Genomic DNA, 11,667 nt, shown 5'->3' on the forward strand with positions numbered 1-11,667 from the left:
TTCAAAGAAGCCTGCGACCGGGAAATCTAGATTTCTCCGATTCGGTCGAAATGACAATCAAAATTGACCGTGAACATTCTAGACAAAATAATAGCTGACAAACGAAAGGAGGTTGAACTCAAGAAATCATTGATTCCCATTTCCCAATGGGAACAATCGGTGCTTTTCGAACGCGGTACCCATTCGCTGGCCAAAGGCCTTAGACAAAGTGAAACGGGCATTATTGCAGAGCACAAACGACGTTCACCCTCAAAGGCGACCATCAATCAAAACACCAATGTGGCACAAGTGGCAAAGGGCTATCAAAAAGCCGGCGCAAGCGGTATGAGCGTTTTGACCGATCTAAAATATTTTGGCGGTTCACTTGAAGACCTTTTGCTTGCAAGAGCCTCTGTTGAACTCCCTCTGCTGCGTAAAGAGTTTATCATCGACGGGTATCAGGTAGTGGAGGCCAAAGCACACGGTGCCGATGTCATATTATTGATTGCGGCGGTACTGACAAGAAAAGAAATCAAAACCTTGTCAGAACTCGCCCGAAGCTTGCAACTCGAAGTGTTGTTGGAGGTACACAATGAAGAAGAACTGCAGAAATCGATCATGCCCAGTCTTGATATGTTGGGGGTGAACAACAGAAATCTGAAAACCTTTGGGGTCAGTTTAGAAACCAGCAAATCACTCGCGGCAAAAATACCCGATGAGTTCGCAAAGGTTTCAGAGAGTGGCATCAGTACAATTGAGGCCATCGAAGAATTGAAACAATACGGATACCAAGGCTTTTTGATCGGCGAAAATTTTATGAAGACCGAGAGTCCAGGAAAAAGTGCGGAAAAATTCATCCAAGAACTAAAGGCATGAAATTGAAGGTCTGTGGCATGAAATATAATCCGGAGGAAGTGGCCAAATTGAAACCCGACTACCTCGGATTCATCTTTTGGGCACCATCGTCCCGGTTTTTTGAAGGTGAAATGCCCCGATCCTTAGAAGGCATCAAAAAAGTAGGTGTCTTTGTGGATGCACCTATTGATGAAGTGTTTGAAAAAATCAAGAATTATAGGTTGCATGCCGTTCAGTTGCATGGAAACGAAAGTGCCGGGTATTGTAAAGATCTCATGACAAGACTATCGGGCATTTCGACAAAACAGGGGAAATCTAAAAAGATTCCCCAATCACCCGAATATTCGGGGTCATTTCGGAATAGCAGAACGGTAGAAATTATCAAAGTCTTTTCCATACATCCCGATAGCTATCAGAATGAATTTGATTTTTCCATCTTGAAGGAATATGAAGAAGTCTGCGACTATTTCTTGTTCGATACCAAAGGGAAGCTTCCCGGTGGCACTGGGCTCACATTTGATTGGTCTATGCTTAAAGACTATCCATCAACAAAACCCTATTTTTTGAGCGGTGGCATTGGATTGGGGGAAATCGATTCTTTACAAGAGTTTATGACGCGGCCTGAATCAACATATTGCCATGCCATCGATGTGAACAGTCGGTTTGAGGTCAAACCGGGGCTTAAGGATATTGAAAGAATAAAAGAATTCAAAAAACTGTTGGAAAATGAGTTATCACGCTAACGACAAAGGATATTATGGTGATTTTGGGGGGGCTTTCATTCCAGAAATGCTTTATCCGAACTGTGAAGAACTTCGGCAAAACTATGTACAGATCATGGAAACGGAAGACTTTCAGAAACAATTTCAACACTTATTGAAAGATTATGTTGGGCGCCCTACTCCACTTTATTTTGCCGAAAGACTCTCAGAAAAACACAACACCAAGATTTATTTGAAACGCGAAGATCTTTGCCACACAGGTGCCCATAAGGTCAACAATACCATCGGACAGATCTTGATGGCCAAAAAATTGGGCAAGAACCGTATCATAGCCGAAACGGGTGCCGGGCAACATGGAGTGGCCACCGCTACCGTCTGTGCCCTAATGGGCATGGAATGCGTGGTGTACATGGGCGAAATCGACATTGCCAGACAGGCACCCAACGTGGCCCGAATGAAAATGTTGGGAGCCGAGGTACGACCCGCCAAATCGGGAAGCCGTACGTTGAAAGATGCCACTAACGAGGCCATTCGTGATTGGATCAACAATCCGGTGAACACCCATTACATAATAGGTTCTGTAGTCGGACCACACCCCTACCCTGATATGGTGGCTCGTTTTCAATCGGTGATTTCAGAAGAAATTCAATGGCAGTTGAAAGAGAAGGAGGGGCGTGAAAATCCCGATTATGTAGTAGCCTGTGTGGGGGGTGGCAGTAACGCCGCTGGTGCTTACTTTCATTATCTCGACAATGAAGAGGTAAGCATCATTGCCGTTGAAGCGGCAGGAAAAGGCATCCATTCGGGTGAAAGTGCCGCTACCTCGGCCTTGGGCAAGATAGGCATCATTCATGGCAGCAAAACGCTGTTGATGCAGACCGATGACGGACAGATTACCGAGCCTTATTCCATCTCAGCTGGTCTGGATTACCCCGGTGTAGGGCCCATGCATGCACATTTGTATACCTCGGGCCGTGCGGCGTTCATTTCCATCACCGACGACGAGGCGATGCAGGCGGGGCTTGAAATGGCCAAGTTGGAAGGTATAATTCCCGCCATTGAGACCAGTCACGCCTTTGCCATTTTTGACCGCAAAAAATTTGAAAAAGACGATGTGGTGGTCATTAACCTGTCGGGGCGCGGTGACAAAGACCTACAGACGTACATCGATTATTTCAAATTATGATATTTTATCATTTCCGCGAAGGCGGGAACGACCAAAAAATAAATTAATGAACAGAATAAAAACGAAACTCCAAGATGCTGGAAAGCTGCTGTCGATCTACTTCACGGCAGGTTATCCAAAATTAGAGAATACCGTACCCATCATTCAAGAACTGGAGAAAAGCGGTGTCGACATCGTTGAAATCGGACTGCCATTCAGCGATCCCCTGGCCGATGGCCCGACCATTCAAGAAAGTTCGACCTGGGCCCTCAAAAATGGCATGACCACTGAAATCTTGTTCGAACAACTCATGGGCATTCGTAAGACGGTAACCATGCCTTTGATCATTATGGGTTATTTCAACCCTGTGTTACAATACGGAGTAGAAGCCTTTTGTAAAAAATGTGCTGAAATAGGTATTGATGGGCTCATTCTTCCCGACCTTCCATTTGACGTCTATCAAGAAGAGTACGAACACATCTTCAAGAAATATGGGTTGATCAATGTGTTTCTCATCACTCCACAGACAAGTGATGAACGCATCAAAAAAATTGACGCTGCATCTGACGGCTTTATCTATATGGTCAGCTCTGCCAGCACCACGGGGGCCAAAGAAGGTTTTGGCGAGGAGCAAAGGGCCTATTTTGAGCGAATTGCTTCCTTGACGCTTGCAAACCCCCAAATCGTTGGGTTTGGTATCAGCAATGCGGAAACCTTTCTAACTGCCACCGAAAAGGCCAAAGGGGCTATTATCGGTTCAGCTTTTATCAAACATTTGACACAAAACGGGGTTTCAAAAATCGATGATTTTATAAAAAAGATTCGGTAAACTTTTTACCTTTTCAATAACCCGGATTTTGAACAATGTTCGGATTTAGGTCAGTCTCACTACGAGGTATTGGCCAGATGTATTCATGAGATTCAAATTGCTTTGGAAACTCGGGATTTCTGAGATTAAAATCTTCAATAACTTCCGAAAGCAATTCATTCCTTATCAAATCATCTTTATAAATGCCTTCAAAGCAAAGTTCTTTTCTACGTTGCTCAAATAGCTCTAGAAGAAAATCTGATTGATTCAATCCTTGGGGAAGTCGGGAAACACCGGAAGAATCAGAACGATCGATTACTTGATTGACCAGGTCATACGCTCTGGCCGTAGGTCCGTTCAAGGCGTTTTCGACCTCTGCCAACATCAAGAGCACATCTGCATATCTCAAATAGGGAAAATCTACCGACGAGGCTCCTGCCTGAGGAACCGTGGATAAATCAGTGATGTATTTCAAGGGTCTCCAATCCGTAACATCTGTGGCATCCATAGTCGTTCCCCCCTGAACCGTATAGGAAGCTATGTTGCCATAAAAACGTTCATCTTCGATATTCAATGGAAATGTAATTGGGTTTTGATAGTCATTTTCGTCATTGAAATACTGTCTTATGAATTTTGGATCCAATAGCAGATAATCTTGCTGGGCATAACCCAATGGCCCCCAAAAAACACCAATATTTCCGCCACCATTCTCTTGAGAACTGTCAAAATCAATACTGAAAATGACCTCGGTATTGGCAGGCTCATTGTTTTCATCAAAAATATCCAAGTAGTCTTCCTCCAAAGAAAACACATTCAATACTTTTTCAAACTGTTGGGCAGCGAGGTTATATTTACCGGTATCAAAATCAGGAAAACCAGCTGAATAGAGATAGAATTTTCCCAGTAGGGATTGAGCTGCCTGTTCAGAGGCAATTTTAGAAGATTGGTACGTTTCCAAATTATCTTCTGCATATTTTAGGTCTTGTTCTATCAATTCTTTGACCCCCGTTCGATTCTGGGTCAAGGGTGCATCAAAGTCAGTGGAAGTCACCAGAACCGGATTGCCATATAGTTTGATTAAATTGAAATAACCGAGTGCCCTCAAAAATCTGAATTCACCCAAGATTACATTCTCTTCTTTTCCCGACTGGGAAACATATTCTGAGTTTTCTATGGCTTCAATGGCAATGTTCGTATTGCGTATAACCTGATAGTGCAGCGCCCACACGTTGTTTATAATGGTGTTCGATGGCGAAATATCGTATCTGTCCAAAGACAGCAATGCCGATGAAGCTGTATTGCCAATGTAAGCTATATCTGCTCCAATATCGCCCCAGTATAAAGAATACCCTCCCAAATCGAACATGAACTTATCTTTTAACTTCTTGTACGTATCAGCTAACAGCAAATCAACATCAGGGTCTATTTCTTCAATTGGTCGAATGGGATCTATAACCTCAACGCTCAATATTTCCGTATCATTTTCAGTGATAGTAATTCCGTTGAATTCATAAATTAAGCCCTCTACATAAGAATCGGAGTCTATTGATACTTCAACCGTTACTTGATAAGTGCCGATGGCAAGATCGGTAAACCTTGCAATACCTTCGGCATTTGTAAGGTTCGAACTATTTCCAGGCACAAGTACTACAAGAGCATTAGGTTCGGGAGTCCCATCAGATGTACTTACATTGACCACTAAGGTTCCGGCAGAGACATTTTGTTCTGATTCATCTGAACTACAACCAACAATTAGAAAAAAAACTATAAAGACAATTACCGTAAAAGATCTAGTCATGCGTATCTTTATTTTTCAGAAAAATCAATTTGAACAGTCAACATTCAAATAATCTTAAATTAGCAGGCTTAAGCCAATAAGAAACCAAAAATGAGAAATTATATTGCCTTATTTGTCTTTTCTTTCATATTATTTTCTGGTTATTCACAAGATTCGACTGCCCTGAAATCACAAGTGGCCCAAGCCATTCAAGATTTACGTGAGTTTATCGCCATACCCAATGATGCATTGAACCCCGATGATATAGACGACAACATCTTCTGGCTCAAGAAACAGTTTGAGCAAAGGGGCTTCAACACAGCGGTTTTAGATACTGAAAACCTACCACTCTTCTTCGCCTCGCTACCGATGGATGATACAAAGACCACGGTTTTGATCTATATGCACTTCGATGGGCAATCGGTAGAACCCAGTAAATGGCAACAACCGAATCCGTATCAGGTAGTGCTGAAAAAACCTGTTAGTGACGGTTTTGAAACCGTTTCGTTCGATGAATTGGGCGATGATATCAACTACGATTGGCGGTTGTTCGGCCGTTCGACCTCTGACGATAAAGGCCCCATTATCATGTTCTTGAACGCCTTTGACCTGTTAAAAAAGGATGGAAAGGAAATACCCTTCAACATCAAGCTCATTTTAGACGGGGAAGAAGAAAAAAGCAGCAAGCCATTGCCCAATGCCGTAAAACAATACCGCGAACTGTTAGAAGCTGATTTTTTGTTGATCGCTGACGGTCCGGTACATGCTTCGGGCAAACCGACCATTGCTTATGGCTGTCGCGGCATTACCACCATGACCCTTACCACTTATGGCCCCATCAAGCCCCAACATAGCGGACATTATGGCAACTATGCCCCAAATCCCGGGTTTCAATTGGCCCAGCTGTTGGCCACTATGAAAGATGCTGAAGGCCGTGTGACGATAGCGGGGTATTATGATGGAATCGCTTTGGATGAAGAAACGAAAACCATTCTACAAAGCGTGCCCGACAACGACCAGGCCATAGCATCGACATTACAGTTCAAAACTGCCGAGAAAGTAGGAAGCTTTTACCAAGAAGCCCTGCAATACCCCTCTTTGAACATTCGGGGCCTTGGTTCTGGATGGATAGGCCCCAATCGACGTACCATTGTTCCTGAAAGTGCCACTGCCGAGCTTGATCTTCGGTTGGTACCTGAAACCGACGGCAATCGATTGAAACGACTCCTAAAAAACCACATTACCGAACAAGGCTACCAAGTGCTCGACCATGTTCCCTCAAAAGATGAGCGCATGCGATATGATAAAATCGTTACCGTTGAAGAAGGGAGTGTTACCGATGCCTTTCGAACCGATCTGAACGATCAATATGGCAACTTTCTGCACGATGTTATGAAAAACACTTTTAGCGAAGAGGTGGTACGTATTCGCATTATGGGCGGTACCGTGCCCATAGCACCTTTTATCAATGAGTTGCAGCTACCCGCATTTTTGGTTCCTATGGTAAACCCTGACAACAACCAGCACAGCCCTAATGAAAACCTGAGGATCGGGCAGTTGGCCTATGGGATTCAGGTATTTTACTCAATCTTATCATCAGAAAAAATTAGAAATGGCGAATAAGCTATTTTTCTTTTCATTTCTCTCGTTTATTTTGTTTTCATGCCGTTCCATACGCTCACAGACTTATCCCAAAGGAGCATATATGACGCTAGAGGAAGTTTTGGAAAAAAACCCTTCTCTAGATGCTGACCTAATTGTTGAAAAAAGAACATTGGGAGAAATTAAAATGTCTGGCGGAAACGACTATCGCTTGGTATCAAAAAATAAGTCTGTTTCAAGAAAGGATATAAAAAAGAAAATCACGGCTTATTCCAATGGGGATACTCTTTATCTCAATTGCCATAAAATGAAAGTCCAAAGTTGGTATTCACCGGTTTTAAAAAAAGGACGATTTCTTTTTTTTGTAGGTGGAATTTCACAAGAGCAAAATTTGTTCGATTATCAGATCCAAGAATCTGAAACATCTACTTTTTGGAAGTCGTTTGGAGGAATAGGAGGAGGTATTCAGGGAGCAAAACTGGCTCAATTAAGATTTCCATACCTTATTGATACCGAACAAAATGAACTTACCTACCTTAACGAATATGGTCTGGAAAGACTTTTGGCCCAGCACAGCATATCTCTTCTAAATTCTTATCGTGAAGAAAAAAGTGGGACTATCGATGATAATAACGCCCTTCTTCTGACATATGTTGACAAACTTAATGCCTTATTTGAATAAGGCAGCAAATTTGTATTAGTGAAAAACAAAATGAAATAGTTTCAATATAAAATATAAGCCCCGCCTTATAGAGTCTATTATTTTTCTTATGCCGAATTTCTACTGGCATTGATGTTTCCGTACAACGAGCGGGTCACGATTTTTTCATATAACTCCCTATATTCTGAATTTTGGGTAATATGGTACAATGCGTTCTGTTGAATGACCAAAAGAGGTAACACGATCTTCTCGCGAATCTTGACCGACTCTCTTGAGACTTCTTCATCTTCCATTAATACTTTGTGTCCAGAAATCTGTAGCAACATGTTTTTCGACAGCTCATATTCATCCTTGAGTATCGTCCAAAATTCACCAAATACCGCATCATCTTCCATATAACTGGTCAAATCGAAATTGGTCTTGGCCAGCGACATCATACTGTTGCTCATGAGCGCACGAAAAAAAGGGACTTCCCTATATAGTTTTTTCACCTCGTTCATTTTGTCCTCATCCTTAAATTTCTTGATGGCAGTGCCCAAACCGAAATATCCCGGTACGTTCTGCTTTAACTGGCTCCAAGAGCCCACAAAAGAAATGGCGCGCAGATCAGAAAGTGTCAGTTGGTTTGTATTGCCCCGCTTGCCCGGTCTACTGCCGATATTTGCTTTTGTGTAGTATTTAAGGGTGCTCCGTTGCTCTAAATAGGGTATAAATTTTTCATGTTGCTTCAACGCCTCATATTTTTCAAAACTCAGCTCTGAAAGTTCTTCGATAAGCTTTTGTTGTGCAGCTGAAATAACGTGTTCTTTGCCGAACAGATTGTTGCTCAGACCAGCAGTCAGCAATTGCTCTGCATTGTGCATGAACTGCTCTTTGGTACCATAGGTACTGGTAATCGTCTGCCCTTGAATGGTAAGCTGAATTTCATGGTTGGCCACATCTTTGGTCTGTGCGGCATAAAAACGGTGGGTCTTGCCGCCGCCCCGTGCAGGTGGCCCTCCCCTACCATCAAAGAAAACGGCGTTGATCCCATTTTTCTTGCATACTTTACTGAGCGTTTCCTTTGTCTTCAAAATTGACCAATTGGCCTTCAGGTAACCCCCATCTTTGGTGCCGTCAGAGAAGCCCAACATGATGGTATGAACATCGTTTCTTTGTTCGAGATGCTTTCGATAAATCGGTAGATCAAATAAGGTCTGCATAACCGATTCTGAAGCATCCATACCTTTCATGGTCTCAAAAAGCGGTACAATGTCAAAGGTAATTTCTTCTGTTTTCCATCCGCACCAGCGAAACAATCCGAAGACAAACAGCACCGAGAAAATATCCTCTGAATTACTAATAATGTAACGGTTGCAACCTGCTTCACCGTTTTTTGACTGAATTTCTTTCAGTTGTGAGATATTCTCAATAGTGTCTTTGACTATGTCATCGCTGAAATCGCCCGCCCGTACCTTCAGATCTTTCTGCAGCAACCATTTTACCAATTCTCCCTCTTTCAGCTCGTCAACAGATTCTTTTACGATGCCTTCTTTTTTCAAAATGGCCTCGATCACCGCTTTATGTTTTCGGTGGTCTTGTCGAATATCCAACGTGGCAAAATGTGTTTTGAATATATGGACACGGTCGATCAAATCATCGAGTTCGTGCAGATAGAGTGAATGGTAATCGTTGACCAATAGTTCGCGTATCTCAGAAAGCCGTTCAACGATCTCGTCATAGCCCAAGACAAAATTTTCTTGAAACATGGCCCGATAGAGCTTGCCGCTAAGCAAATTGAGAGGTTGCTGCAAACCTTTAAAGGTCAATTTCTTTCTTAATTGTTTCAGATCATTGTAATAACATTTCATCAATGTCAACCGAAGTTCATCGGCCACTTGATTGGTCGTCTCTGCCGTAACATAGGGGTTGCCATCGCGGTCGCCTCCAGGCCAAAACCCCAACTTGATAATGTCGTAGTTATTGAAATCGGCATCCCTGATATTGTGCTTTACATATTTAAAAAGTGATCCCACCGCATCATAGTAGGTATACCGCAAGATATGTATGATGTTCTTGGCTTCTTCGAGCGGAGTGGGTTTCTTTGAATTGACCAATGAGGTGAGTCCCAATTGCTGCAATGTCATATCGATATCATCGATACGGTTTTCATCGATCAGGCTCCGGAGCTCGTTGATGATATCGAGTACGGCAGGTGTATAAAATTGGGTCGGGTGGGCCGTCAATACAATACGTGCACTAAAAGTGGCCAATTTTTTTGCGATCTTGTCCCAGTTCTTGTGTTCATCGACCAGTTCAAAATAATCTTTGATGGGCAGTGATTCAGAATACTTCTGCAATTTTGGAAACGCCACATCTTCAACACTGTCATAGAGCACCACTTGACGTTCAACATATTGTATAATTCTGAACATAAAATCGATTTGTGCCCGTTCATCGGGTATCTCGGCAAAACCCATAAAAAAGTTCTCTAAAATCTCTTGTGGGTCTTTACCTGCTTTCAGCCCCTTATCACATTGATCAAAGAGCAAGGGCACCAACATACCCACATTCTCCAAATCGGTATACGGAATGCTCAAAAAAAGGCTGTTGTATATCTTGAATATATTGGTGACCGATTTTTTGAATTCCTCCAAACGCTCTGACTGGTTCGTATTGCTCATCGAAATCGAGGCTTTTGATTATTGTGTATTCTTTTTCGCCAAGGTCAAAGATCGTCATAAAACGCAAATGTTTGCATTTATTTTATGTACATCACAATATAAAGGTTGGAGTGGGCAAAACTAACAGCCCAGTACATTTTCAGAAGAAATCGCTGTATTGCCAGATCCTGAAATCGACCGTGTTGAAATCGGGATTCTCTTTTTTCATCATTTTGTAGGAGGCAAGACTGCCCACCGCCCTGTTCGCCGAACCTGAAGGAGCGGTCAATGAGACCGTTTTGATCGTTTTTTTTGTTTCAGGATGCTCAAATTGATAAATACGCGGCACTTCATCATTGACCACCTCTAAAAAAACGGAATATTCGCGGCACAGTTTTCTGAAAAAATATTCTGGGCCGTTTTTACTGTTTCCCCCAGTGAACAACAAAGTATGAACCGTGGGAAACTTTCTTAAATAGCCAAACATATCACGCAATATCACTTGCTGCATACCCAAATCTGAAGCATCAATCTTTTCTCGTTTTGCACTCTCAACAATATCACAAATGCCTATTTTTTCAGATTTCAGGAAACGTTTTCTTTGTTGTACGGCTTCCGAAGTGGTTTCAAATTTGAGTTTGAGATCGAAAATGCGGTCAAGAATGGCCCAAAGTTGTCCATCTCGGCTACCGTAGCAGAAATCAACATCACCCTGCTTCAAATCACCTGTTGAAAACCGAGGGGGCGGCAAAGTGCCCACAATAAGTTTTTCCACTCCCTCGAAAAGAAAAGGGGAATACGGATGTTGATGCAAAAACATATACCAAAGGTAGCCAAACCCAAATTTTGAACGGCTCTTTGATTTTCTTATTTTAAGGGAAAATTAGTCTTGAGATCCTCACCTCCCGATGGCCATCGGGAATGGGAATGACAAAAAACAATTTTCATGGGAAAAGGAGACATCAAAACAAGAAGGGGCAAAATTGCCAATAAATCGTACGGTGCCAGACGAAAGAAAAAAATCAAAAAACGTACTTCGGTCGAGGAAAAAGTCGCGGTCGATAAGGCAAAAAAGGGTTAATCTACCTTAAATGTGAGTTCGACACCACCATCGTCCGTAACATCGATTTGATAGGTGTACAACCCTAAGGGCAAGGGCTCTGATAATGAATCAGGCATAAAATTCAACTGCATTGAATCGGTCTCAATGGTAAGCGCATCTTGACGATAGGCCACTTCATATTCCAAGTACTCAGAAAAACCTCCCGAAGGTATGTTTTCGTACACCATACTATCATTGCGTACCTGAACTAAGGAAAAGTTCAACTCGCTTAAATTCTGGATACGCACATTGGCACCTGCAAGGTTGTCATCACGGTCTTCACAGGCCAATAGGGCAGCAATGCCTACCAAGCATAACGACAAAATGATTTTCTTCATCAAAGCTGTTTCTAAA

General features: G+C 42.5%; 11 protein-coding genes. 7 read left to right on the plus strand and 4 right to left on the minus strand.

Annotated elements, in window-relative coordinates:
- Positions 1-69: 69 nt before the first annotated feature.
- From trpC to trpA, 4 genes are read left to right on the plus strand one after another with little or no spacing between them, the layout of a single operon-like run.
- A complete protein-coding gene (gene trpC / locus L0P89_RS02440) occupies positions 70-855 on the plus strand; it encodes an indole-3-glycerol phosphate synthase TrpC (RefSeq protein ID WP_235266814.1) in 786 nt (261 codons plus the stop codon).
- The gene (locus L0P89_RS02445; RefSeq protein WP_235266815.1) at positions 852-1,577 is read left to right on the plus strand and encodes a phosphoribosylanthranilate isomerase; all 726 of its coding nucleotides are present in this window, start codon (positions 852-854) and stop codon (positions 1,575-1,577) included. The genes trpC and L0P89_RS02445 overlap by 4 nt, the downstream gene beginning before the upstream one ends.
- Entirely contained in the window at positions 1,561-2,742 is a 1,182-nt protein-coding gene (trpB, locus tag L0P89_RS02450; protein ID WP_235266816.1) for a tryptophan synthase subunit beta, read from the plus strand. The genes L0P89_RS02445 and trpB overlap by 17 nt, the downstream gene beginning before the upstream one ends.
- Positions 2,743-2,788: 46 nt before the next feature.
- Positions 2,789-3,550 carry a tryptophan synthase subunit alpha gene (trpA, locus tag L0P89_RS02455; protein WP_235266817.1) on the plus strand — a complete coding sequence of 254 codons (762 nt, stop codon included), beginning with the start codon at positions 2,789-2,791 and terminating at the stop codon, positions 3,548-3,550.
- A 13-nt stretch (positions 3,551-3,563) separates the two neighbouring features.
- Here trpA and L0P89_RS02460 read toward each other — a convergent pair whose 3' ends face one another.
- Positions 3,564-5,327, minus strand: coding sequence for a RagB/SusD family nutrient uptake outer membrane protein (locus tag L0P89_RS02460; protein ID WP_235266818.1), 1,764 nt, complete (start codon positions 5,325-5,327; stop codon positions 3,564-3,566).
- Positions 5,328-5,417: 90 nt separating this feature from the next.
- On the opposite strand from L0P89_RS02460, the gene L0P89_RS02465 reads away from it, so the two are divergent.
- Positions 5,418-6,929 (plus strand): M20/M25/M40 family metallo-hydrolase, encoded by a 1,512-nt coding sequence (locus tag L0P89_RS02465; RefSeq protein WP_235266819.1) that lies wholly within the window; start codon positions 5,418-5,420, stop codon positions 6,927-6,929.
- Positions 6,930-7,011: 82 nt separating this feature from the next.
- Positions 7,012-7,590: a DUF6563 family protein gene (locus L0P89_RS02470; protein ID WP_235266820.1), complete on the plus strand. Its 579-nt coding sequence runs from the start codon at positions 7,012-7,014 to the stop codon at positions 7,588-7,590.
- Positions 7,591-7,676: 86 nt separating this feature from the next.
- Here L0P89_RS02470 and L0P89_RS02475 read toward each other — a convergent pair whose 3' ends face one another.
- On the minus strand, positions 7,677-10,232 hold the full coding sequence (locus L0P89_RS02475; RefSeq protein ID WP_235266821.1) for a phosphoenolpyruvate carboxylase: 2,556 nt from the start codon (positions 10,230-10,232) through the stop codon (positions 7,677-7,679).
- A 139-nt stretch (positions 10,233-10,371) separates the two neighbouring features.
- Positions 10,372-11,031: a uracil-DNA glycosylase family protein gene (locus L0P89_RS02480; RefSeq protein ID WP_235266822.1), complete on the minus strand. Its 660-nt coding sequence runs from the start codon at positions 11,029-11,031 to the stop codon at positions 10,372-10,374.
- A gap of 126 nt (positions 11,032-11,157) precedes the next feature.
- Here L0P89_RS02480 and L0P89_RS02485 point away from each other — a divergent pair, with 126 nt between their 5' ends.
- Complete coding sequence (locus L0P89_RS02485; RefSeq protein WP_235266823.1) at positions 11,158-11,292, plus strand: 30S ribosomal protein THX; 135 nt, start codon at positions 11,158-11,160, stop codon at positions 11,290-11,292.
- Here the strand turns inward: L0P89_RS02485 and L0P89_RS02490 are convergent.
- Positions 11,289-11,651: a hypothetical protein gene (locus L0P89_RS02490; protein ID WP_235266824.1), complete on the minus strand. Its 363-nt coding sequence runs from the start codon at positions 11,649-11,651 to the stop codon at positions 11,289-11,291. The two genes, L0P89_RS02485 and L0P89_RS02490, sit on opposite strands and share 4 nt — an antisense overlap.
- Positions 11,652-11,667 lie beyond the last annotated feature (16 nt).

The organism is Muricauda sp. SCSIO 65647 (assembly GCF_021534965.1).
Lineage (GTDB): Bacteria > Bacteroidota > Bacteroidia > Flavobacteriales > Flavobacteriaceae > Flagellimonas_A.

What these genes read in the sequence shown, in the direction of transcription:
- L0P89_RS02445 (WP_235266815.1), top strand. Translation starts at nt 852, where the DNA reads ATGAAATTGAAGGTCTGTGGCATGAAATATAATCCGGAGGAAGTGGCC.
- trpB (WP_235266816.1), top strand. Translation starts at nt 1,561, where the DNA reads ATGAGTTATCACGCTAACGACAAAGGATATTATGGTGATTTTGGGGGG.
- trpA (WP_235266817.1), top strand. Translation starts at nt 2,789, where the DNA reads ATGAACAGAATAAAAACGAAACTCCAAGATGCTGGAAAGCTGCTGTCG.
- L0P89_RS02460 (WP_235266818.1), bottom strand. Translation starts at nt 5,327, where the DNA reads ATGACTAGATCTTTTACGGTAATTGTCTTTATAGTTTTTTTTCTAATT.
- L0P89_RS02465 (WP_235266819.1), top strand. Translation starts at nt 5,418, where the DNA reads ATGAGAAATTATATTGCCTTATTTGTCTTTTCTTTCATATTATTTTCT.
- L0P89_RS02470 (WP_235266820.1), top strand. Translation starts at nt 7,012, where the DNA reads ATGACGCTAGAGGAAGTTTTGGAAAAAAACCCTTCTCTAGATGCTGAC.
- L0P89_RS02475 (WP_235266821.1), bottom strand. Translation starts at nt 10,232, where the DNA reads ATGAGCAATACGAACCAGTCAGAGCGTTTGGAGGAATTCAAAAAATCG.
- L0P89_RS02480 (WP_235266822.1), bottom strand. Translation starts at nt 11,031, where the DNA reads ATGTTTTTGCATCAACATCCGTATTCCCCTTTTCTTTTCGAGGGAGTG.
- L0P89_RS02485 (WP_235266823.1), top strand. Translation starts at nt 11,158, where the DNA reads ATGGGAAAAGGAGACATCAAAACAAGAAGGGGCAAAATTGCCAATAAA.
- L0P89_RS02490 (WP_235266824.1), bottom strand. Translation starts at nt 11,651, where the DNA reads ATGAAGAAAATCATTTTGTCGTTATGCTTGGTAGGCATTGCTGCCCTA.